A 20,535-nucleotide genomic window follows, 5' to 3' on the forward strand; every position below is an offset into this window, starting at 1 on the left:
GCGGCGGAGTGAGCACGCGCAAGAGCGAGCCGGAGCCCGCCGCGCTCGACACGCCTCCCGCACCCGCCCCGCCCGCGAAGGTGCCGGCCGCCGCCGCGCCGCCCCGCCGTGGCGCCGCTCTGCGCTGGATCGCGCTGCGCGCGCTCGCGCTGGCGGTGCTGCTCGGCGCGTGGCAGGCGGTGGTCGCGGCCGAGGTCTGGCCGCGGGTGCTCGTACCGTCGCCGGCGGAGGTCTGGCACCAGTTCGTCCTCGCGTCCACCGTGCACGACGGGGTGCGCGGCTACAGCGGCCACCTGCTGATCGAGCACCTGGGGGTCAGCCTGCGGCGCATCGGAATCGGCACGGGGTACGCCGCGCTGGCCGGCATCCCGCTCGGCCTGCTCATCGGAGCGGTACGGCCGATCGCGGTGGTACTGGAACCGGCCGTGACCTTCCTGCGCACCCTGCCTCCGCTGGCGTACCTGTCACTGCTGGTCATCTGGTTCGGCATCGACGAGTCACCGAAGATCTGGCTCCTGGTGATCGCCGCACTGCCCCCGATCGCCGCCGCCACGGCCGCCGCGGTACGCGCGGTCCCCGGCGACCTGGTCGAAGCGGCCAGGGCCCTGGGAGCACGGCCGGTGTCCTTGCTGCTCTCGGTGCGACTGCCCGCAGCCCTCCCGGAGATCCTGACGGGCGTGCGGATCGCGGTGGGTGTCGCGTACACCTCGGTCGTCGCCGCCGAGACGGTCAACGGGGTGCCGGGCATCGGCGGAATGATCCGCGACGCCCAGCGCTACAACCAGACGGCGGTGGTCGTGGTGGGGATTCTCGCCATCGGTCTCTCCGGCATCCTGCTCGACGCCGCCCTCCGCCTGGCCGAACGGGGGTTGGTGCCGTGGCGGGGACGCACTTGATGCCTGACGGCTGGCGACCGGCGTCGGACGGCCGGCGACCTGCTGACTTGGTGACTAGCGACAGACAACTGACGGCTGACGGCTATCAGACGTCAGCCGACAGATATCAGCTGATGACTGACAGATGACAGGTAGCAGCTTTCACCCGCACACCTGACAGACGACCGCTGACACCTGACAGACGACAGACGACAGACGACAGAAGTCAGCCGCTGTCATCTCACTTCTGCTCTTCCAACAAGGAGATTCCCCATGTCCCACGGCCCCTCCCGCCGCACCGCACTCCTCACCGCTGTCATCGCACTGACCAGCATCACCGCCACCGCGTGCGGCGGTGACAGCTCAGCTGACAGCGACAAGCCCGGGCACACCACCGTACGCATCGCCTACCAGGCCATCCCCAACGCCGACCTGGTGGTGAAGAACCAGAAGCTGCTGGAGAAGGCGCTGCCCGACGCGGACGTGAAGTGGGTGAAGTTCGACTCGGGCGGCGACGTCAACACCGCCGTCATCGCGGGCGCGGTGGACATCGGTCTCGTCGGGTCCAGCCCTGCCACGAAGGGGCTTTCGGCGCCGCTGAACATCCCGTACAAGGTCCTGTGGATCCACGACCTGATCGGTGACAACGAGGCGCTCGTCGCGAAGAAGCAGATCAGTGACGTGAAGCAGCTCGTCGGCAAGAAGGTGGCCACGCCCTTCGGGTCGACGTCGCACTACTCGTTGCTCGCCGCGCTCGACGCGGCCGGGGTCAAGGCGTCCGACGTGAAGCTCGTCGACCTCCAGCCGCAGGACATCCTGGCGTCCTGGACGCGCGGGGACATCGACGCCGCGTACGTGTGGACGCCCACGCTGACCGAGCTGAAGAAGACCGGCAAGGTGCTGGTCACCAGCCGCGAGGTCGCGGCCAAGGGCAAGCCGACCGCCGACCTGGGCGTGGTGACGAACGACTTCGCCGCCAAGCACCCGGACGTGGTCACCGCCTGGCTGAAGGCCCAGGACCAGGCCGTCGCGCAGACCAAGGCCGACCCGGCGAAGGCGGCGACCTCGATCGGCGCCGAGCTGAACCTCTCCCCCGCCGAGGCCAAGGCGCAGCTGGCCGAGCTGGTGCTGCTGAGCGCCAAGGAGCAGCAGGGGCCGGAGTACCTGGGCAAGCCGGGGGCGCCGGGGAAGCTGGCGGCCAACCTGCGGGACGCGGCGGTGTTCCTGAAGGGGCAGCAGGCCGTGGACGCGGTGCCGGACGCGGGGGCCTTCGAGAAGGCGCTCGCGGTGGAGGAGCTGGCCCGTGCCGCGCGGTGACGTCGGGGCCGGGACCGAGGACCGTACGGGCGTCCGGGCCGGGGCCGACATCGAGCTGGAGTCGGTGAGTGTCCGGTACGGACGGGCGAAGGCGGCGGTGACCGCGGTCGAGGACGTGTCCCTGACCGTGGAGCCGGGTGAGTTCGCGGTGTTGATGGGGCCGTCGGGTTGCGGCAAGACGACGTTGCTGCGGGTGGTCGCGGGCTTCGAGCGGGCGGCCGAGGGGACGGTACGGGTGGGCAGGGCGACCGGCATCGTGTTCCAGCAGCCGCGTCTGTTCCCGTGGCGCACCGTGGGCGGCAACATCGCCTTCGCACTCGCCCGGCACGGTGTGCCGCGCGCTGAACGAGCGCCCCGTGTCGAGGAGTTGCTGGAGCGGGTCGGGCTCGGGGGGACGGCGCGGCGGCGGACCTGGGAGCTGTCCGGTGGTCAGCAGCAGCGGGTGGCCATCGCCCGCGCGCTGGCGACGGACCCTCAGATTCTGCTGATGGACGAGCCGTTCGCGGCGCTGGACGCGATCACGCGGGAGCGCCTGCAGGAGGAGGTGCGGGTGTTGGCCGCTTCTTCCGGGGCGACGGTGCTGTTCGTGACGCACTCCGCCGAGGAGGCGGCCCTGCTGGGGACTCGTGTCCTGGTGATGGCGGCCGGTCCGGGACGGATCGTGGCCGAGGTGCCGGTGCCGTGGGGGCGGGACGCGGACCCGGCGGAGTTGCGCGGGTCGGCCGAGTTCGCGGCCGTACGGGCTGAGCTGGCGGGGGTGATGCGGGCGGAGCCGGGCCGCTAGCGCCTACCCGGCTCCGTGGCGTGGGCCTCTGCCCCTGCCCCAGCCCCCACCGCGATCTCGTTTCCGACGCTCACGCCACTCCCCCCGCGCCCGCGCCTTCCCCTCCCCCGGCCAACGCCCCGTGCAGGAACAGCTCCACGATCTCCTCCGTGCTCAGCGGCTCCGGCGCACCGGAGCGGCCCGCGCCCATGAGCATGAACTGGAACGCGTCCGCCAGCCGTTCCGGCGACAGGCGCAGCCTCTCCCTCTCCGGCTCGAAGAGCCTGGCGAGGGCGGCGCGGGGCGCGGCGAGGGCGGCTTCCCGGTCCGGGGCGCGCCCCGGCTCGCGTGCTCCGGGCGGCGGGGTGCGGGCGCCGCCGGCCGTGGCGAGGGCTCCGGCGACCGCGCCGAGGCGGGCCATGAAGCCACGGAGCACGTCGACCGCTTCGGCGAGCCGGTCGGCGAGGGGCTGGTCGAGGGGGACGGCCTGGAGGTGGGCGACGGCGACGTCGGGGCGTACGGCCTCCGCCATGCAGGCGGCGAGCAGGGAGTCCTTGTCCTCGAAGGCCCGGAAGAGGGTGCCTTCGCCGATGCCCGCGGCGCGGGCGATCTTGGCCGTGGAGACGCCTGCGCCGAACTCGACGACGAGCGGGAGGGCCGCGGCGACGATCATGGCGCGGCGCTGGTCGGGGGCCATGGGGGCGGCCCTTCGCTTGCTTGCTGCGGTGTCCGTCATGGCCTCCACGGTATGGAGTGAGTACTCACTCCGTCAAGGGCGTGACCGACCGGCGAAGCCCTGCCGAAGAAGTTCGAAGAAATCTCCGCGATGATGTCGAGGACCGCAGACCGGCTCCGTCCCAGGGGTGAGCGCGACCACGACGGGCCGCGCCGGCACCAAGGAGAAGACCATGGCCAAGTACCTGCTCCTCAAGCACTACCGCGGCGCCCCCGACCCGCTGAACAACATCCCCATGGACCAGTGGAAGCCGGACCAGATCACGGCCCACGTGCAGTACATGCAGGACTTCGCGGCGCGCCTGGAGAAGACCGGGGAGTTCGTCGACGCCCAGGCGCTCGCGCCGGAGGGGACGTGGGTCCGTTACGACGGCGAGGGGCGACCGCCGGTCACCGACGGCCCGTTCGCCGAGACGAAGGACCTGATCGCGGGGTGGATGGTGATCGACGTCGACAGTTACGAGCGCGCCGTCGAGCTGGCCGGCGAGCTGTCGGCCGCGCCCGGCGCGAACGGCGAGCCGATCCACGAGTGGCTGGAGCTGCGCCCGTTCCTGACCGAGCCCCCCACCATCACCGAGTGACCCCGGCCCGACCCGGGCCAGGAACCTCCCCGCACCCGCACCCGCACCCGCACCCGCACCCGCACGAGCATCGGAGCAGTCGTGGCGATGGACGGCACCACCCCCATCGACGAGACCCTGCTGCGCAGCCTCACGCCGGGCGTGCTCGCGATCCTCGTCCGCCGCGGAGCCGATTTCGCGGCGGCCGAGGACGCCGTGCAGGACGCCCTGGTCGAGGCAGTGCGGGCGTGGCCCGCGGAGCGGCCGCGGGATCCGAAGGGCTGGCTGGTCACGGTGGCCTGGCGGCGGTTCCTCGACGCGACCCGTGCCGACGCGGCCCGGCGCCGGCGCGAGGACCGCGTGGACGAGGAGCCCACGCCGGGCCCCGTCGCGGGCAGGGACGACACGCTCCAGCTGTACTTCCTGTGCGCCCACCCCTCGTTGACGGCATCGTCGGCGGTGGCGCTGACCCTGCGGGCCGTCGGCGGGCTCACCACCCGTCAGATCGCCGACGCCTACCTGGTGCCCGAGGCGACCATGGCGCAGCGCATCAGCCGGGCCAAGCGCACGGTGTCCGGGGTGCGGTTCGAGCAGCCCGGTGACGTGGCGACCGTGCTGCGGGTGCTCTACCTGGTCTTCAACGAGGGCTACTCCGGGGACGTCGACCTGGCGGCCGAGGCCGTCCGGCTCACCCGCCAGCTCGCCGCGGCCGTCGACCACCCGGAGGTGGCAGGGCTGTTGGCGCTGATGCTGCTGCACCACGCGCGGCGCGCCAGCCGTACCGCCCCGGACGGCTCGCTGGTGCCGCTCGCCGAGCAGGACCGCTCGCGCTGGGACACCGTCGCGATCGCCGAGGGCATCGGCATCCTCCAGAAGGCGCTGGTTCGGGACCAGTTGGGCGAGTTCCAGGCACAGGCGGCCGTCGCGGCGCTGCACGCCGACGCGCTGCGGGCCCAGGACACCGACTGGGTGCAGATCGTGGAGTGGTACGACGAGCTGGTGCGCCTGACGGACAGTCCGGTGGTGCGGCTGAACCGCGCGGTCGCGGTCGGCGAGGCGGACGGGCCCCGGGCGGGGCTGGCCGCGCTGGCGGAACTGGACCCGTCGCTGCCCCGGTACGCGGCCGTGGCCGCCCATCTGCACGAGCGCGACGGCGACGGGGAGACGGCCGCGCGGCTGTACGCGGACGCGGCGCGCCGGGCGACCAACCTCGCCGAGCGCGACCACCTCAACCGCCGCGCCGCGCGCCTCAATTCACCCTGAAGGCCCCGGACTCCCACGGTGGCCAGCTGCCTTGGAAGAGCGGTCGGTCATTCGGCGGGCCTGGCGTCCCGCTCCTCGTACTCCCGCAGCAGCGCCGCGAGTTCGTCCTCGTCGAGGTGGATGTCGAAGGTGTCGGCGAGCAGCGCGCCGACCTGCCCGGGTTCGACCTCCTTCTCGACGCACACGCCGCCGGGCGTGGACACCTTCCAGGTGGTGCCGTCGAGCTGGTGGTGCTCGGCGCCGGTGAACCGCTGGGCGAACAGGCGGGTCACGAACGGCGAGCGGGGGTGCGTGCCGACGTAGTGGCTGCCGACGCGGTAGTCGACGGGGTACTGCTGCACCAGGACGAAGCGGTTGCGGTCGATCCAGCCGTCGGCGCCGTACTGGTGCAGCCACCAGTCGTCGACCAGGGCGCCGGGCCGCCGCTCCAGGCGGTAGCGCCAGCCGTCGGCCTCCAGGGTGGCGCCGTCCGCGAGCTCGATCGGGGCCGTCGGGCCGCTGCCGAAGCCGACGTCGCAGAGCCAGGCGCGCGGGTCGTCCGGGAAGCGCACGACGACCATGGCGTGGGTGGCCGGAGTGACCTTGGGGGCGCCGAGCGTGATGCGTCCGGTGATCCCGGTGACGTCGAATCCGAGGCGTTCGAGGGCGGCGGCGAAGAGGACGACGTGCTCGTAGCAGTAGCCGCCCCGGCGCCGGTGCACCAGGCGCTCCTGGACGGAGGCGAGGTCAGTGGGGAGGGGTGTGCCGAGGGCCGCGTGGACGTTCTCGAAGGGGATCGAGGTGGTGTGGGCGCGCTGGAGGCGGCCCAGGGTCTCCAGGGTGGCGTCGCGCGGACCGCTGAAGCCGATCCGCTCCAGGTAGGCGTCGAGGTCCAGCTCCTCGCCCTGCCACACCGATGCCGTCCGGTTCTCGCCCATGCCCTGCCCTCGCCTCTCGTACGGTTCCCCGCGCGGTGTGCGCGTGCGGTACGCATGGCGTACGCGCACACCGCGCCCTGAGAACCTACGCGACGCACGGCCCCGCGCGCCTCGTCGATCGGTCGGAGCGGAGCCGGTCCGCAGGACCTAGGTCCCGGCCCGGTCCTGGCCGGTCCTGGCCGATCCCGGCTCGGCCCTGACCGATCCTGGCTCGGACCTGCCGTCGTGATGCCCGGCCCCCGCCCCCGCCCCGTCCTCGCGTCAGGAGGCGGCGGTGCCCGTGCCGCAGTCGGCGGGGCGGGCCACCAGCTTGCGGTGGGGGCCGAGGACGTTGACGTCCCAGTACTCCTGGTCGTAGCCCAGTCCCATGGCGAACGCGTCCTTGCTGGTCAGCGCCTTGTAGAAGGCGCCGCCCTCGACCGGGTCGGTCGCGCGGTCGGCGAAGTAGCCGTCGTGGTGGAAGCCCTGGAAGAGGAACTCGCGGATGTACGCGGAGAAGATCCCGGCGTCCGCGAGCCGCGCCCGCTGGTCGCGGCCGTCGCTGCCGGTCCCGCCGAGCCGGCCCGCGATGGCCATGTCCTGGGCGTGCGCGCGGCCGACCTCGGAGGCCTCGTCGGAGACGAGCAGCGGGGCGAGGGCGAGGCGTTCGCGCTCCTCGTTGATCTCGCACACGATCGCGTCGACGTCCGGGTAGTACGCCGGGGGCGTCACGGCCTTCCCACCCGGGTGCGGGGCCGCCGCGCGCCCGGTCGCCGTGTACGGGGCGTCCGTGCGGGGTGCCGCCGTGGCCGCGGCCGCCGGGAGCGGGCCGAGGAGGGCCGCGATCGCGGCCGCTGCCGCCGCCTTCGCCATGTGGTTCACGTCGACACCTCTCGTGGAGCCGGTGGGCCGGAGCGGCCGCACGCTGCCAGCAGTGTGTCAACGGGGAGGGGGCGCCCCGGGGGGCGACAGCCCGATGTCACCCGGACGCACCAGGGCCGTCGCGCCCGGGCTCACCCCAGGATCAGCGGCAGTCGCGCGGCGAGGCCGCCGCCACCCAGCGCGGCCCGCTCGTCGGCGGTCGGGGCGCGGCGTCCCGTACCCACGCGCAGCGCGTCCGCGTCCGCCAGCGCGGACGGGAAGGGCTCCCCCGCGATCCGCTCAAGCGCCGCGCGCGCCCCGGCGAGGGCCTCGGCGGGCGGCGGCGCGGCGCCCGGCCGGTGGGCGATCAGGTCGAGGTGGTGCAGGGTCCACTCCAGTACGTACGCCTGGAGGTAGTCCCCCGCGGTCAGCACCTTGTCCTGGGTGCCGACCCGGCCCGCCGGGTCGGCCAGTACTGCGGCGCGCCCGGCCGCCGAACCCACGTCGTCCAGGTGGAACTTCAGCCAGCGCGGCTCGCCGTAGGCGGAGGCGAGCCGGGGGACGAGGGCGTCCAGCGGATCGTCCCCGGCCGGCGGCCGGTCCCGCAGCTCCCAGTAGCTGGTGGCGTCGGCGGTGGGGGCGGTGTCGGCGGGGGTGACCAGGGTGATCAGGACGTCCTGCGCGTCGATCACCAGGTGGCACACCAGGTCCCGCACCAGCCAGCCGGCGCAGCCGGAGGGGAGCTCGAAGTCCTCGTCGGGGGTCTCGGCCACCGCCGCGAGCAGTGCCTGCCATGAGCGTGAGAAGAGGTCCACGTCGGCACGCTAGGGCCGGGCACGGGGTGCGTACAACCGGGTTCGCGGGTCCGCGCGCCCGCGTTCACGGGTCCGTACGAACGGAATCGTGGGCCCGTGCGGCCGGCATCGCAGGACCGTACGGCCGGCATCGCAGGACCGTACGGCCGGCATCGCAGGACCGTACGGCCGGAATCGCAGGACCGTACGGCCGGAATCGTCGGCCGACGCACCCCGCGTGACCCGTTCGGCGGTCGTCGGCGGGCCACACGCAGGGGTCGTGGACACGCTGGACTGGTCACAGCCCTCCGTACGGAAAGGACCGCCGAGATGCGCGTTCCTGCTCGCCTCGTCACCGCAGCCGTCTCCCTGGCCCTGACCGGGGGCGCTGTCGTGCTCGCGTCCGCCGCCTCCGCGCAGGCCCTGGACGGGGCCGCGGGCCGGTCGGTGAAGGCAGCGCCCGGGTGCGTGGACGTCACCCGCCTGGGGCCGGACTCCGTGATCGTGTCGACGTGCAAGAACGGGGTCCCCTCGGCCGGCAACCCCTTCGCGCAGCCGCAGGCCCAGAACAACCCGTTCAGCAATCCGCTGGACCTGGGCAAGCTGTTCCAGCCGCAGAACCCGGTGGCCGACCTCGGCAAGCTGTTCCAGCCGCAGCCCCAGGCACAGCCCCAGCCGCAGGCCCAGGGGAACCCGTTCGACCTGGCGAAGCTCCTCCAGCCGAAGAACCCGGCGGCCGACCTGGCCAAGCTGTTCCAGCCCCAGGGACAGCCCCCGGCGAACCCCTTCGACCTGGGCAAGCTCTTCCAGGCCCCGGGCCAGCCCCAGGGCCAGCCCCCAGCCGCGGCGAACCCGTTCGACCTGGGCAAGCTCTTCCAGCCGCAGAAGCCGAAGCTGCCCTGGGAGAAGTGAGCCGCCCGGGTCAGCGCGCGCCGGGGTCCTCCCCGGCACCCGGCGCGCCCCGCCCGGTCCCGCCCCCGCCCACCAGCGCGTCCAGCGCCAGCCGCGTGGAGTGCGCCATGTCGACCGCGTCCGGGTCGAGCAGCCACTGCACCTGGAGGCCGTCCATCACCGCGATGAGCGCGTTCGCGGTGTGCTCCACGTCCAGGTCCTGCCGGGTCTCGCCCAGGGCGCGCGCCTCGGTCAGGGCCTGGACGACGAGGGAGCGCAGGCCCGCGTAGCGCTCGCGGAAGTACGGCTGGGCGGGGTGGTCGTCGGTGACGCTCTCCCCGGAGAGGACCGTGTAGAGGCGGACGATCCCGGCGCGCTCGGCGTTGTGCCGGACCGTGTCGACCAGGTGTTCCAGGAAGGCGGTGCCCCGGGGGCGTTCGGGTCCCTGGCGGGCGATGTCGGTGGCGTCGCGCAGGTCGAGCACCTGGGTCAGCAGGTTGGCCTTGGAGCGGAAGTAGTGGAGCACTCCGGCCTGGGTGAGGCCCGCGCGCTCGGCTATCTCGGCGAGCGAGGCCTTGCCGTAGCCGCGTGCCGCGAAGGTGTCCATCGCGATCCGCAGGATCTCGTCGTGGCGGTCCTGGGCGGCCCTGCTGCGGCCGCGCCGGGCGCCCCGCGCGGGTGCGTCGGCGTCGCCGGAGGCGCTGTGGTGTGCGGTCGGGGCCGCCTGGTGCGTACTCACCGTGCGGAGTGTAGGCGGAGGTTGATCGGCCGGAAAGAACTTCCGGACGCCTACTTACTAACCGCTCGGTAAGTGTGCTTCCATGCTGCTCGTTCGCCCTGCCCGGACTTCGAGGACACGCATGACTTCTCCGGCCGCGCCCGCCTCCGACGCACCGGCCACGGCGCCCGAAACCGCCCGTACGCCCGGAACCGCGCCTTCGCCACCACCCCCCTCCGGCATGCCCTCGGAGGGCGAACTGGCTGACCTGGTGGGCCGGTTGGACCTGGCGGCGAAAGTCCGCCTGCTGACCGGCGCCGACCTCTGGTCGCTGCCGCCGGAGCCCGCCGTGGGGCTGGGCGCCGTGACGATGTCCGACGGCCCGCAGGGGGTGCGCGGCACCGGCCGCGAGGACGACCCGACGGGGCTGCTCGCCCCGGCGCCGAGCGCGCTCGGCGCGACCTGGGACGTCGAACTGGCCGACCGGCTGGGCGCGTTGTTCGCGGCCGAGGCGCGCCGCAAGGGCGTGGACCTGGTCCTGGCGCCGCTCGCCAACCTCCAGCGCACCCCGGTGGCGGGGCGCCACTTCGAGTACTACGCGGAGGACCCGCTGCTCACCGCGCGGCTGGCCGCCGGGGTGGTCCGGGGGCTGCAGGGGGCCGGGGTGGCCGCCTGCGTGAAGCACTTCGTCGCCAACGACTCCGAGACGGACCGCACGCGCTACGTGTCGCGGATCGACGAGCGGGCGCTGCGGGAGGTGTACCTCGCGCCGTTCGAGCAGGTGCTCGCCGAGGCGGGTCCGTGGAGCGTGATGGCCGCGTACTCGGGGGTCGACGACGGTTCCGAGAGCGCTCCCATGGCCGAGCACCGGGGTCTGCTGCGCCGGGTCCTGAAGGAGGAGTGGGGGTTCGACGGCCTGGTGGTCAGCGACTGGGCCGCCACCCGTTCCACGGTCGCCTCCGCCGTCGCCGGACTCGACGTGGTGATGCCCGGGCCCGAAGGGCCGTGGGGGGACGCGCTGGTCGCGGCGGTGCGGGACGGGAGGGTCCCGATGGACGTGGTGGACGACAAGGTGGTGCGCCTGCTGCGCCTCGCCGCCCGGGTGGGCCGCCTCGACGGCCGCGGGGAGCGCCCGGAGCCGGTGGCGGCGGACCCGGGGCTGCTGCGCACGATCGCGGCGCGCTCCATGGTGGTGCTGCGCGACGAGGGCGGGCTGCTGCCGCTGGCCGCGCCGGAGTCGGTGGCGCTGATCGGGCCGAACGCGGTGCGCCCCTACCTGCAGGGCGGGGGCAGCGCGTTCGTGCCCGCGCGGCGCGTGGTCGGCTTCGAGGAGGGCCTGCGGGCGGCGCTGGGCGAGGGGGCGCGGCTGAGCGTGCACCGGGGCGGTGACGCGCGCGTGCGGGTCCCGTTCCTGACCGCCGCCTCGGCGACCGCGCCGGACGGGACACCGGGCGTCGAGGCGCGCTACCTGGCGGCCGACGGCGGCGAGCTCGGCACGGCGGTGCGGCCCACCGGCGACTGGGGCACCTTCGGGGACTTCCCGCCCGGCACGCACCGCGTCGTGCTGCGCACCCGGGTCACGCTCGCCGAACAGGGCACGCACCGGCTCCAGTTCGGCTGCGCGGGCCGCCACCGGCTGACGGTGGACGGGGAGGTGGTGTCGTACGAGGAGGAGCGCGGCGGGGTCGAGGTGGTGCTCGGCTCCACCCACAACCGGCCGCCGGTGCGCCACCGGGACCTCGTGGTGGGCGACGCCCCGGTGCACGCGGAGGTGGAGGCGGACCTGGAGGTCGTCGACGCCGAGGGCTACGGGCGGTTCGTGAGCGCCCACCTGCGCCACCGCCCGCCCGGTCCGACGGTTCAGGACGAGATCGCGCGGGCGGTCCGGGCCGCGGCGGAGGCGGACGTGGCGGTCGTGGTGGTGGGCACCAACGAGGAGGTGGAGTCGGAGGGCTGGGACCGTACGGACCTGTCGCTGCCGGGCCACCAGGACGCGCTGGTGCGGGCGGTGGCCGCGGCCAACCCCCGTACGGTCGTGGTCGTGAACGCGGGCGCGCCCGTACTGCTGCCGTGGGCGGACGAGGTGCCCGCGGTGCTGTGGGCGTGGCTGCCGGGCCAGGAGGCGGGTCACGCGCTGGCCGACGTGCTGTTCGGGCGCACGGAGCCCTCGGGGCGGCTGCCGTGGACGCTGCCCGCGCGGGAGGAGGACGTCCCGGTGCCGCACGCCCGGCCGGTGGCCGGGGTGGTGGACTACCGCGAGGGCCCGCACGTGGGGTACCGGGCCTGGGACCGGGCGGGGCGCGAGCCGGCGTTCGCGTTCGGCCACGGGCTGGGGTGGACGCGGTGGCACTACGAGGAGGCGGCGCTGGAGCGGGGGCCCGGCGAGGCGTGGTGCACGCTGACGGTACGGCTGACGAACACGGGCCCCCGGACGGGCCACGAGGTGGTGCAGGTGTACCTGACGCCCCCTCAGGACCCGTCCCTGGAGCGGCCGGTGCGTCTCCTCGCGGGCTTCGCGATGGTGCGGGCGCGGGCGGGCGAGACGGTCACCGCGACCGTCGCGGTCCCGCGCCGCGCGGCGGAGGTCTGGGACACCGGGGCCGGGTGCTGGCGGTTGCCACCGGGCCGCTACCTGCTCCGGGTGGGCCGCTCCAGCCGGGACGCGCGCCTGACGCGGACGCTCGACGTGCCCTGAGGACCCGGTGTCCCGGCGCCGTCGGATAGGGTCTCGACCTGCTGGTGCACCCGATTCCACCTCCACCCGGTGAGCAGGATGAGACCTTTCGACCTGGCCCGAGAGCACGGGATCTCGACGCAGGCGGTGCGCAACTACGAGCGCGACGGCTTCCTGCCGCCCGCCGGGCGCACCCCCTCGGGCTACCGGGCGTACACGGAGGCGCACGCGGCGGCGCTGCGGGCGTACCTGGCGCTGGTGGCGGCGTACGGGTACGCGACGGCGGGCCGGGTCATGCGGGCGGTGCACGGCGGCCGTCTCGACGAGGCGCTCGCGGCGATCGACGAGGGCCACGCGGTGCTGCGCCGTGACCGGGCGACGCTGGCGGCGGTACGGGAGGCGCTCGGCGACCTCGCCGGGGAGCCGCCCGCCGCGCCCGGCACCCTGACGATCGGCGACCTGGCGCACCGGCTCTCGCTCACCCCGGCGACGCTGCGGAAGTGGGAGGAGGCGGGGGTCCTCGTCCCGGCCCGGGACCCGGCGACGCACTACCGCACGTACGCGGCGCCGGACGTGCGGGACGCGGACCTCGCCCATCTGCTGCGCCGGGGCGGCCATCCGCTGGAGCAGGTGGCGGCGGTGCTCGACCGGATCCGCACCGCGGGCGGCACGCAGGCCCTGGCGGAGTCGCTGGGCACCTGGCAGTCCCGGCTGACCGACCGCGGCCGCGCGATGCTGCGGGCGTCGGGCCTGCTGGACGCGTACCTGGACGGGCACCCGGGCGGGCACCCGGACGGGCCTGTGGACGGACCCCCGGACAGACCCCTGGACGGGCACAACTCCTTCGCGTTCGACGTTGTTTGACCGGCGGACACCTCGGGCACGCGCGCCTCATGCACACCGTGACATCGAATTCATGGAACGAGGACTGGTCACAGCGGGCCGCCTGCCTTGAAGTCGATCCGGAGCTCTTCTTCCCCGTGGGGTCGAAGGGTCCGGCGCTTCGCCAGGAGGCGGAGGCGAAAGCCGTCTGCGACCGATGTCCGGTCCGACGGCAGTGCCTGGCCTACGCCCTGGACGCGGGACAGCTGGCGGGGGTGTGGGGCGGCACCAACGAGGACGAACGCGGCCGGGCCCGCAGGCGCCGCTCGCGCGCGGCCGCGGCCGGCCGCACCTGACGGACCGGGCACCACCGCGGTCCGCGCCCCTCCGGGCCGCGGCCACCCCTGTCCGTGCCCCTACTCCCCCGCCTGCCGGTAGTGCGCACCCGGCCCCTCCACGCCGGGGCTCAGCTCGGGGAGCAGTACCAGGTCCTCGTCGTAGTCGCCGTGGTTCTGGTGGCGGAAGGGCAGCGGGGCGGCGTGCGGGAGGCCGTCCAGGCGCTCGCGCAGGGCGGTGGCGACCCGCTCGTACCCCTGCGCGTCCAGCCGGTCGGCCCCGTGGACGAGGAACGGCGGGAGGACGTCCATGCCCACGTACCAGAGCGTTCCGTGGTGCAGCGGGAAGAGCAGGTCGAGGAGTCCTCCGTTGACGCCGCGCGGTTCCAGGCCCGAGGCGCGGGCGCCGGCCGTGACCAGGACCATGGCGCGCTTGCCGGCGAGCCGGCCCTCGCCGTAGCGGAGCTGGTTGCCGTGCGCGTCGTGCAGGCCGAAGGCGAAGCCCTTGACGAAGACGCGGTCGAACCAGCCCTTGAGGATCGCGGGCATCCCGTACCACCACAGCGGGAACTGCACGACGAGCGTGTCGGCCCAGGCGAGCTTGTGCTGTTCGGCCACGATGTCCGGGGCCAGCGCGCCCGCGTCGTGGGCGCCGTGGGCGGCCTCGCCGACGAGCAGCCGGTCCGCGCGGTCGTGGCCGAAGTCCTCGACGTCGACGACCGGGTTCCACTTCATCGCGTACAGGTCGGACACCCGCACGTCGTGCCCGGCGGCCGTCAGGTGACGGACCCCCTCGTCGCGCAGGGCCCCGTTCAGGGACCGTTCCTCCGGGTGGGCGCAGAGCCACAGCACTCGCATCCGTACGCACTCCTCAACGCCCCGGTCCCGGGCGCGGATCCCGGGTCCCGGGGCACGTTCGGGACTTGATCAAGCGCCGCCTACCCGACGCTCCCCGCCCCACACGCGCCGGCGTCGCGCCCCCGGTGGTCCAGTACGCGGCCGAGGGCGCCGCGCACCGGTTCGGGGAGCTCCTCCCCCTGGGCGAACGCCACCACGTGCCCGGCCACGTCGCGCACCTTCACGTTGGTCCGCATCGACACCTCGCGCAGCGCGTCCCAGGCGTGTGCGGGCGGGATCCGGGCCAGGGTCACGACCACGCCGATCGCCTGGTCGATCACCGCGTGCGACTCGACCGCACGCAGCAACTGGGCGTTGGCGCGCTCCAGTTCGCCGTTGAGGCCGCGGAGCCGGTCCTGCTCCAGGGCGGCGTCGGTCGCCGACAGCAGGCGCAGGGGCTGGGTCTTGGACAGTGCGAAGAACGCCATTCGGGCCTCCATCGGGGGTTGCGGGCCGGTCGGGGCACATCGCAGGACCACCTGCCCGCGATCGCGGCGGGGAACCCGCGCGCGCCCCGCGCCAGGCGGGGGCGCGCGTCGCGCCGCGCACCACGCCTGCGTGCGCGGCGGGGCCCCGACTGCTCCGCTTCGACGGGGATCCACGGGCGTGGACAACCGCTTGCCGGGCAGGAGACCGCAATGCCCGCAGGAATCATCCACATCGTCCCGGCCCGCGTGCACGTACGGGGAGCGGACCGCCCGCTGGAGCCGCGTCTGCTGCTCGTCTACAGCGCCCACGACCCCCTGGCCGTACAGGTCGTCTTCCCCCAGGTTCACGGCGAGGAACCGATCCGCTGGACCTTCGCCCGCGATCTGCTCGCCGAGGGCCTGCGGCAACCCGCGGGCGTGGGCGACGTGCGGGTCGCCCCGTGCGGGGACGGGTGGCTGCGCCTGGCCCTGAGCAGCCCGGAGGGGTACGCCGAACTCCAGCTCTCCGCCGAGGCGGTGGGTGAGTTCGTACGGCACACGGGGGTGGTCGTGCCGCCGGGCCTGGAGCGGACCGACGACAGCCTGGAGGCGCTCCTGGGAACGGTTCTGACGAAGGGTCAGACCTGATCGGGTCCGGTGGCGCGGCAACCGACGCGCGTGGTGAAGCCCGCGTGCGCGGCGTGCGTCACGCCGCCAGTACGCGCAACAGCCGGTCCAGGTAGGCGCGCAGGCGCTCCGCCATGTCGAACCCCGTGGTATCCAGGGCCCATTGGAGCTGCAGTCCGTCCATGACGGCCGCGATCTCGCGGGCGGTCTGCTCGCCGTCGGTGTCGGGGCGCAGTTCCCCGCTGTCCACGCCGCGCCGCAGGGCGCCCGAGACGTGGTCGAGGACGTCGCGGTAGCGGCGCTCGAAGTAGGCGTGGGCCGGGTGGCCGGGCGAGCCGGCCTCGGCTGCGAGGACGTTGAACATCCTGACCCGGCCCGGGCGCCCGGCGTTGTGGGCGGCCAGGTCGACCAGGGTGCGGAAGCAGTCGGCGGCACTGGCGGGCTCGGCGGCGAAGAACCGCTCGACGTCCTGCTCGTCGCTGCGTTCGAGGACCGAGACGAGCAGGTCCTCCTTGCTGCGGAAGTGGTGCAGCAGTCCGCCCTGGGTGACGCCGACGTCCTTGGCGATGCGGGCGAGCGAGGAGGCGTGGAAACCCCACTGGGCGTAGTGCTCGACGGCCGCGTCCAGGATGCGGGTGCGCCGCTCGTCGCCGACGGCGTAGCCGCCCCTCGCCCTGCTCGTACGGGGCCTTCGCCCCTGGTTCGCCTCCATGCGGCCCACCTTAACCGGGCCGACGGTCCTGACAACCCCGGCTCCGACCTGGGACGACGCCCGGTCGATCAAGGTTCGCACGCCTTCCCGGAGGCTCCTCGGACCGCGTGATCCAGGCCACACGTGAAAACCTAGTAACCACTCGGTTTTCGAGTTTACGGTGGCGTTACCAGAGCGTGGCAAGGGCGCCGCGCACGTCCCCCAGGAGGCTGACCATGGCCGTCACCCAGGACGCCAGGGACCGCGACCACGCGGTCGCCGTCCCCCCACCGGAGAGCGCCCCCCAGGCGCCCGGCGCGACGGCCGTCCCCGATGGAGCGGGCCGTACGCCCGGCGTCCCCGACGCCCCCGCCAAGCTCGTCTTCGGCCTCGCCTTCGCCCAGCTCGGCGTCATGGTGGCGGTGCTGACCCCGGTCATGGTCACCCTCGCGCTGCGCGTCGCGCAGATCGTCCCGTCCGCCGACCGCGGCTCCGCCCTCGGGCAGGTCCTCTCCCTCGGCGCGGTCCTCGCGATGATCGGCAACCCGGTCTTCGGCGCCCTGTCCGACCGCACCACCAGCCGCTTCGGCCGCCGTCGCCCGTGGGTGCTCGGCGGCATGCTGGCCGGGCTCGCGGGCCTGTCGGTCGTCGCCTTCGGCGGGTCCGTACCGGCGCTGATGCTCGGCTGGGCCATCGCCCAGCTCGGCTGCAACGCGGCGCTGTCCGCCCTGGTGGCCTGCATCCCCGACCTGGTGCCCGAGCACCAGCGGGCCCGGGTCTCCGGCGTGGTCGGCATGATGATGTCGATCGCGATGGTCCTCGGCACCTTCCTGGCCAACGCCTTCCACACCAACCTGGCCCTGGCCTTCGTGGTCCCCGGCCTGATCGGGGTGGCCGGCGCGGGCTTCCTGTGCGCGGTCATGAAGGACCGGCCCGCGAAGCCCGGCGCGTTCGAGCCGTACTCCGTGCGCGAGTTCCTGCGCAGCTTCTGGGTCAGCCCCCGCCGGCACCCCGACTTCGCCTGGAACTTCCTGGGCCGCTTCCTGGTCTTCGTCGGCATCGCCTGCGTCACCAGCTACCAGGTGTACTTCCTGATGGACCGGCTCGGCTACGGCGAGGGCGAGGTGTCCGGCAAGCTCTTCACCGGCACCCTGGCCATGGTCGTCGCCGTCGTCGCGGGCTCGCTGCTCGGCGGCCAGCTCTCGGACCGCTCCGGGCGCCGCAAGCCCTACGTCCTGGGCTCCTCCCTCGTCATCGCCGTCGGCCTGGTGCTGATCGCGACCGCGCACTCCTTCGGGATGTTCGCGCTGGCCCTGGTGGTCTTCGGCTTCGGCGAGGGCCTGTACCTCTCCGTGGACGTCGCGCTGGCCGCCGCGGTCCTGCCGAACCCGGAGGAGGCCGCCAAGGACATGGGCGTCCTCAACATCGGCAACGCCCTGCCGCAGTCGCTCGTCCCGATCGTCGCGCCCTCGATCCTCGCGGTCGGCGGGGGCGGCAACTACGGCGCGCTCTACCTGTTCGGCGGCGTGGCCTGCGTGCTCGGCGCGCTGGCCGTGCAGTTCATCCGCTCCGTGAAGTGACGCGCGCCCCCGTACGGCTCCGCCCGCCCCGCCCGTGCGGACCGCCACGCCCGTGAAGCCCTTGAAACCCGTGAAGCCCTGTGAAGAGAGGCATCCGCACATGTCCACGCCACACGCCCCCGCCCCCCTCCCCTACCGCGACCCCGCCCTGCCGGTCGCCGAACGCGTCGAGGACCTGCTGTCGCGCATGACGCTGGAGGAGAAGGCCGGCCAGCTCTTCCACTCGATGCTGATGATGAACCCCGACGGGACGCTGGTCACCGAGACCGACGGCTCGATGCTCCCCCTCACCACCCCGGAGCTGATCGAGGAGCGCCATCTGACGCACTTCAACCTGCTGGGCCAGTACGGCGTGCGGGAGATGGCCCAGTGGGTCAACCGCGTGCAGGAGATGGCCGCGAACACCCGGCTCGGCATCCCGGTCACGCTGTCCACGGACCCGCGCCACTCCTTCACCGACAACCCGGGCGCCTCCTTCAACTCCGGCGCGTTCTCGGCCTGGCCCGAGCCGCTGGGGCTGGCCGCGATCGGTGACGCGGAGCTGGTGGAGAAGTTCGGCGACACGGTACGCCGCGAGTACCTCGCGGTCGGCTTCCGGGTCGCGCTGCACCCGCAGATCGACCTGGCGACCGAGCCCCGCTGGTCGCGCCAGACCGGCACGTTCGGCTCGGACGCCGACACCACGAGCGAACTGGTGCGCGCGTACGTGCGCGGGCTGCAGGGCACGGAGCTCGGCGGACGCTCGGTGGCCGCGATGGTCAAGCACTTCCCCGGCGGCGGCCCGCAGAAGGACGGCGAGGACCCGCACTTCGCGCACGGCAAGGAGCAGGTGTACCCGGGCGGGATGCGCGACTACCACCTGGCGCCGTTCAAGGCGGCCATCGAGGCGGGCTGCTCGCAGATGATGCCGTACTACGGCCAGCCGGTCGGCACCGACTGGGAGGAGGTCGGCTTCGGCTTCAACAAGGGCGTGATCACCGGCCTGCTCCGCGAGGAGCTGGGCTTCGACGGCATCGTGTGCTGCGACTGGGGCCTGCTGAACGATTCGGTGATCTTCGGCGAGCCGCACCCGGCGCGCGCCTGGGGCGTGGAGGAGCTGAGCGTCGCCGAGCGGGCCGCCAAGTCCCTTCAGGCGGGCGTGGACCAGTTCGGCGGCGAGGAGTGCCCCGAGGTGATCGTGGAGCTCGTGCGCTCGGGCCGGGTGCCCGAGGAGCGCGTCGACGCGTCGGTGCGGCGCCTGCTGCGCGAGAAGTTCGTGCTCGGCCTGTTCGAGGACCCGTACGTGGACCCGGACGAGGCCGTCGCCGTGGTCGGCGCCGCCCGGTTCACCGCGGCCGGGGCCGAGGCGCAGCGCCGCTCGCTGACCGTGCTGTCCAACCGCGACGGGCTGCTGCCGCTGGCGGGCCGCCCGAAGGTGTACGCCAAGGGCCTGGCCGCCGCCGCGGCGGCGGAGTACGGGGACGTGGTGGACGACCCGGCCGAGGCGGACGTGGCGGTGCTGCGGCTGCGTACGCCGTACGAGGAGCGGGCCAACAAGTTCGAGGCGTTCTTCCACTCCGGCACGCTCGCCTTCCCCGAGGACGAGCTGAAGGAGGTCCTGGCCCTGCTCGACGCGGTGCCGACGCTGGTCTGCATCAACCTGGAGCGGGCCGCGGTCATCCCGGAGATCGCCGAGCGGGCGGCGGCGCTGGTCGCGGACTTCGGGGCGAGCGACGCGGCGCTGCTGGACGTGGCGTTCGGCCGGGCGAAGGCGCAGGGGCGGCTGCCGTTCGAGCTGCCGCGCTCGATGGCCGCGGTGGCGGCGTCGCGCCCGGACGTGCCCAACGACACGGCCGACCCGGTGTTCCCGTACGGGGCGGGCCTGAGCATCTGACGCGTACGGCACCGCGCACGGCAACAGGACGGGCGGCAGCCCCCCGGTCAGGGGGACCGCCGCCCGTTCGGCCGCGTCAGGCGCGCCACCAGGTGTCGAGGGGGGTCACCGGGACGGTGCGCTTGTGGCGGGTGGCCAGGAAGGTGGCCTCCAGCTTCTCGGCGACCTCGGGGGCGACCTCGGCGCCCTCCAGGTAGTCGTCGATCTCCTGGTAGGTCAGCCCCAGGGCGACCTCGTCCGGCAGCGCGGGCCGGTCGTCCTCCAGGTCGGCGGTGGGCACCTTCTGCCACACGCTCGGGGGCGCGCCCAGCTCCTGCAGCAGTGCGGCGCCCTGCCGCTTGCTGAGGCCGGTGAGCGGGGTCAGGTCGACGCCGCCGTCGCCGTACTTGGTGAAGAAGCCGGTGACCGCCTCGGCGGCGTGGTCGGTGCCCACGACGAGCAGGCCGAGCTGGCCTCCGATCGCGTACTGGATGACCATGCGCTCGCGGGCCTTGACGTTGCCGCGCACGAAGTCGCGCAGGCCCTGCTCCTCACCGAGGAGTTCGCGCACGCCCTCGGCGACCGCGCCGGCCAGCGCGTCCGCGCCGGGCTTGACGTTCACGGCGACGGACTCGTCGGGCCGGATGAAGCCGAGCGCGGTCTGGGCGTCGGCCTCGTCGGCCTGCACGCCGTAGGGCAGGCGCACGGCCACGAAGGTCGCCTCGCGGCCCTCCTCGCGCAGTTCCTCGACCGCGATCTGGCACAGCTTGCCCGCCAGGCTGCTGTCCTGGCCGCCGCTGATGCCGAGGACGAAGCCCTTGGCACCGGTGGTGCGCAGGTAGTCCTTGAGGAAGTCGACCCGCTGCCGGATCTCGACCTTGGGAACGATGGTCGGCTTGACGCCGAGCTCGGCCAGAATCTGCTGCCTGTTTGCCATCCACGTACTGTACGGTCCGTGCGCCGCCGCTGCCGGACCG

General features: G+C 73.9%; 21 protein-coding genes. 12 read left to right on the forward strand and 9 right to left on the reverse strand.

From position 1 onward, the window contains the following. The first annotated feature begins 8 nt into the window (after positions 1-8). From ABT160_RS11950 to ABT160_RS11960, 3 genes are all read left to right on the forward strand, one after another. The gene (locus ABT160_RS11950; protein ID WP_502984206.1) at positions 9-896 is read left to right on the forward strand and encodes an ABC transporter permease; all 888 of its coding nucleotides are present in this window, start codon (positions 9-11) and stop codon (positions 894-896) included. A 252-nt stretch (positions 897-1,148) separates the two neighbouring features. Next, positions 1,149-2,192, forward strand: a complete 1,044-nt coding sequence (locus ABT160_RS11955; protein WP_351646572.1) for a taurine ABC transporter substrate-binding protein — start codon at positions 1,149-1,151, stop codon at positions 2,190-2,192. Then, positions 2,179-2,976: an ABC transporter ATP-binding protein gene (locus tag ABT160_RS11960; RefSeq protein ID WP_502984207.1), complete on the forward strand. Its 798-nt coding sequence runs from the start codon at positions 2,179-2,181 to the stop codon at positions 2,974-2,976. Before ABT160_RS11955 ends, ABT160_RS11960 begins: the two co-directional genes overlap by 14 nt. A gap of 70 nt (positions 2,977-3,046) precedes the next feature. Here the strand turns inward: ABT160_RS11960 and ABT160_RS11965 are convergent, their stop codons facing one another. After that, a complete protein-coding gene (locus ABT160_RS11965) occupies positions 3,047-3,691 on the reverse strand; it encodes a TetR/AcrR family transcriptional regulator (protein ID WP_351646573.1) in 645 nt (214 codons plus the stop codon). 172 nt (positions 3,692-3,863) lie between these two features. Between ABT160_RS11965 and ABT160_RS11970 the strand changes: the two genes are divergently transcribed. Both ABT160_RS11970 and ABT160_RS11975 read left to right on the forward strand, forming a co-directional pair. Continuing rightward, entirely contained in the window at positions 3,864-4,271 is a 408-nt protein-coding gene (locus tag ABT160_RS11970) for a YciI family protein (protein ID WP_351646704.1), read from the forward strand. Between the two features lie 87 nt (positions 4,272-4,358). Next, positions 4,359-5,513 carry an RNA polymerase sigma factor gene (locus ABT160_RS11975; protein WP_351646575.1) on the forward strand — a complete coding sequence of 385 codons (1,155 nt, stop codon included), beginning with the start codon at positions 4,359-4,361 and terminating at the stop codon, positions 5,511-5,513. Positions 5,514-5,560: 47 nt separating this feature from the next. Here the strand turns inward: ABT160_RS11975 and ABT160_RS11980 are convergent, their stop codons facing one another. The 3 genes from ABT160_RS11980 to ABT160_RS11990 all read right to left on the reverse strand — a co-directional run bounded on the left by ABT160_RS11980 (position 5,561) and on the right by ABT160_RS11990 (position 8,085). After that, positions 5,561-6,430, reverse strand: coding sequence for an arylamine N-acetyltransferase family protein (locus ABT160_RS11980; protein ID WP_351646576.1), 870 nt, complete (start codon positions 6,428-6,430; stop codon positions 5,561-5,563). A gap of 261 nt (positions 6,431-6,691) precedes the next feature. Beyond that, positions 6,692-7,291: a CAP domain-containing protein gene (locus ABT160_RS11985; RefSeq protein WP_351646578.1), complete on the reverse strand. Its 600-nt coding sequence runs from the start codon at positions 7,289-7,291 to the stop codon at positions 6,692-6,694. A 131-nt stretch (positions 7,292-7,422) separates the two neighbouring features. Next, the gene (locus ABT160_RS11990; RefSeq protein ID WP_351646580.1) at positions 7,423-8,085 is read right to left on the reverse strand and encodes a maleylpyruvate isomerase N-terminal domain-containing protein; all 663 of its coding nucleotides are present in this window, start codon (positions 8,083-8,085) and stop codon (positions 7,423-7,425) included. A 309-nt stretch (positions 8,086-8,394) separates the two neighbouring features. Here ABT160_RS11990 and ABT160_RS11995 point away from each other — a divergent pair, with 309 nt between their 5' ends. Continuing rightward, the gene (locus tag ABT160_RS11995; RefSeq protein WP_351646582.1) at positions 8,395-8,976 is read left to right on the forward strand and encodes a hypothetical protein; all 582 of its coding nucleotides are present in this window, start codon (positions 8,395-8,397) and stop codon (positions 8,974-8,976) included. Between the two features lie 10 nt (positions 8,977-8,986). Here the strand turns inward: ABT160_RS11995 and ABT160_RS12000 are convergent, their stop codons facing one another. Next, positions 8,987-9,562 (reverse strand): TetR family transcriptional regulator C-terminal domain-containing protein, encoded by a 576-nt coding sequence (locus ABT160_RS12000; protein WP_502984209.1) that lies wholly within the window; start codon positions 9,560-9,562, stop codon positions 8,987-8,989. 352 nt (positions 9,563-9,914) lie between these two features. Between ABT160_RS12000 and ABT160_RS12005 the strand changes: the two genes are divergently transcribed. The 3 genes from ABT160_RS12005 (at position 9,915) to ABT160_RS12015 (ending at position 13,525) form a co-directional block, all read left to right on the forward strand. Beyond that, on the forward strand, positions 9,915-12,368 hold the full coding sequence (locus ABT160_RS12005; RefSeq protein WP_351646584.1) for a beta-glucosidase: 2,454 nt from the start codon (positions 9,915-9,917) through the stop codon (positions 12,366-12,368). 78 nt (positions 12,369-12,446) lie between these two features. After that, positions 12,447-13,211, forward strand: coding sequence for a TioE family transcriptional regulator (locus ABT160_RS12010; protein ID WP_351646586.1), 765 nt, complete (start codon positions 12,447-12,449; stop codon positions 13,209-13,211). 29 nt (positions 13,212-13,240) lie between these two features. After that, on the forward strand, positions 13,241-13,525 hold the full coding sequence (locus ABT160_RS12015) for a WhiB family transcriptional regulator (protein ID WP_351646588.1): 285 nt from the start codon (positions 13,241-13,243) through the stop codon (positions 13,523-13,525). Positions 13,526-13,585: 60 nt separating this feature from the next. Here ABT160_RS12015 and ABT160_RS12020 read toward each other — a convergent pair whose 3' ends face one another. Both ABT160_RS12020 and ABT160_RS12025 read right to left on the reverse strand, forming a co-directional pair. Continuing rightward, positions 13,586-14,362 carry an NAD(P)H-dependent oxidoreductase gene (locus ABT160_RS12020; RefSeq protein ID WP_351646590.1) on the reverse strand — a complete coding sequence of 259 codons (777 nt, stop codon included), beginning with the start codon at positions 14,360-14,362 and terminating at the stop codon, positions 13,586-13,588. A gap of 80 nt (positions 14,363-14,442) precedes the next feature. Then, positions 14,443-14,829: an ANTAR domain-containing protein gene (locus ABT160_RS12025; RefSeq protein ID WP_351646592.1), complete on the reverse strand. Its 387-nt coding sequence runs from the start codon at positions 14,827-14,829 to the stop codon at positions 14,443-14,445. Positions 14,830-15,039: 210 nt separating this feature from the next. Here ABT160_RS12025 and ABT160_RS12030 point away from each other — a divergent pair, with 210 nt between their 5' ends. Continuing rightward, on the forward strand, positions 15,040-15,456 hold the full coding sequence (locus tag ABT160_RS12030; protein WP_351646594.1) for an SsgA family sporulation/cell division regulator: 417 nt from the start codon (positions 15,040-15,042) through the stop codon (positions 15,454-15,456). 58 nt (positions 15,457-15,514) lie between these two features. Here the strand turns inward: ABT160_RS12030 and ABT160_RS12035 are convergent, their stop codons facing one another. After that, a complete protein-coding gene (locus tag ABT160_RS12035; protein ID WP_351646596.1) occupies positions 15,515-16,147 on the reverse strand; it encodes a TetR family transcriptional regulator in 633 nt (210 codons plus the stop codon). Between the two features lie 215 nt (positions 16,148-16,362). Between ABT160_RS12035 and ABT160_RS12040 the strand changes: the two genes are divergently transcribed. Both ABT160_RS12040 and ABT160_RS12045 read left to right on the forward strand, forming a co-directional pair. Continuing rightward, positions 16,363-17,706 (forward strand): MFS transporter, encoded by a 1,344-nt coding sequence (locus ABT160_RS12040; RefSeq protein WP_351646597.1) that lies wholly within the window; start codon positions 16,363-16,365, stop codon positions 17,704-17,706. A 100-nt stretch (positions 17,707-17,806) separates the two neighbouring features. Beyond that, positions 17,807-19,579, forward strand: a complete 1,773-nt coding sequence (locus ABT160_RS12045; RefSeq protein ID WP_351646599.1) for a glycoside hydrolase family 3 protein — start codon at positions 17,807-17,809, stop codon at positions 19,577-19,579. A gap of 76 nt (positions 19,580-19,655) precedes the next feature. Here ABT160_RS12045 and nadE read toward each other — a convergent pair whose 3' ends face one another. Next, positions 19,656-20,495: an NAD(+) synthase gene (nadE, locus tag ABT160_RS12050; protein WP_351646601.1), complete on the reverse strand. Its 840-nt coding sequence runs from the start codon at positions 20,493-20,495 to the stop codon at positions 19,656-19,658. Positions 20,496-20,535: the final 40 nt, after the last annotated feature.

It is taken from the genome of Streptomyces sp. NPDC001941, from assembly GCF_040296945.1.
Lineage (GTDB): Bacteria > Actinomycetota > Actinomycetes > Streptomycetales > Streptomycetaceae > Streptomyces.

What these genes read in the sequence shown, in the direction of transcription:
- ABT160_RS11970 (WP_351646704.1), top strand. Translation starts at nt 3,864, where the DNA reads ATGGCCAAGTACCTGCTCCTCAAGCACTACCGCGGCGCCCCCGACCCG.
- ABT160_RS12005 (WP_351646584.1), top strand. Translation starts at nt 9,915, where the DNA reads ATGCCCTCGGAGGGCGAACTGGCTGACCTGGTGGGCCGGTTGGACCTG.
- ABT160_RS11995 (WP_351646582.1), top strand. Translation starts at nt 8,395, where the DNA reads ATGCGCGTTCCTGCTCGCCTCGTCACCGCAGCCGTCTCCCTGGCCCTG.
- ABT160_RS11975 (WP_351646575.1), top strand. Translation starts at nt 4,359, where the DNA reads ATGGACGGCACCACCCCCATCGACGAGACCCTGCTGCGCAGCCTCACG.
- ABT160_RS12035 (WP_351646596.1), bottom strand. Translation starts at nt 16,147, where the DNA reads ATGGAGGCGAACCAGGGGCGAAGGCCCCGTACGAGCAGGGCGAGGGGC.
- ABT160_RS12040 (WP_351646597.1), top strand. Translation starts at nt 16,363, where the DNA reads ATGGCCGTCACCCAGGACGCCAGGGACCGCGACCACGCGGTCGCCGTC.
- ABT160_RS12000 (WP_502984209.1), bottom strand. Translation starts at nt 9,562, where the DNA reads ATGGACACCTTCGCGGCACGCGGCTACGGCAAGGCCTCGCTCGCCGAG.
- ABT160_RS12015 (WP_351646588.1), top strand. Translation starts at nt 13,241, where the DNA reads ATGCACACCGTGACATCGAATTCATGGAACGAGGACTGGTCACAGCGG.
- ABT160_RS12030 (WP_351646594.1), top strand. Translation starts at nt 15,040, where the DNA reads ATGCCCGCAGGAATCATCCACATCGTCCCGGCCCGCGTGCACGTACGG.
- ABT160_RS12020 (WP_351646590.1), bottom strand. Translation starts at nt 14,362, where the DNA reads ATGCGAGTGCTGTGGCTCTGCGCCCACCCGGAGGAACGGTCCCTGAAC.
- ABT160_RS11955 (WP_351646572.1), top strand. Translation starts at nt 1,149, where the DNA reads ATGTCCCACGGCCCCTCCCGCCGCACCGCACTCCTCACCGCTGTCATC.
- nadE (WP_351646601.1), bottom strand. Translation starts at nt 20,495, where the DNA reads ATGGCAAACAGGCAGCAGATTCTGGCCGAGCTCGGCGTCAAGCCGACC.
- ABT160_RS11965 (WP_351646573.1), bottom strand. Translation starts at nt 3,691, where the DNA reads ATGACGGACACCGCAGCAAGCAAGCGAAGGGCCGCCCCCATGGCCCCC.
- ABT160_RS12010 (WP_351646586.1), top strand. Translation starts at nt 12,447, where the DNA reads ATGAGACCTTTCGACCTGGCCCGAGAGCACGGGATCTCGACGCAGGCG.
- ABT160_RS12025 (WP_351646592.1), bottom strand. Translation starts at nt 14,829, where the DNA reads ATGGCGTTCTTCGCACTGTCCAAGACCCAGCCCCTGCGCCTGCTGTCG.
- ABT160_RS11980 (WP_351646576.1), bottom strand. Translation starts at nt 6,430, where the DNA reads ATGGGCGAGAACCGGACGGCATCGGTGTGGCAGGGCGAGGAGCTGGAC.
- ABT160_RS12045 (WP_351646599.1), top strand. Translation starts at nt 17,807, where the DNA reads ATGTCCACGCCACACGCCCCCGCCCCCCTCCCCTACCGCGACCCCGCC.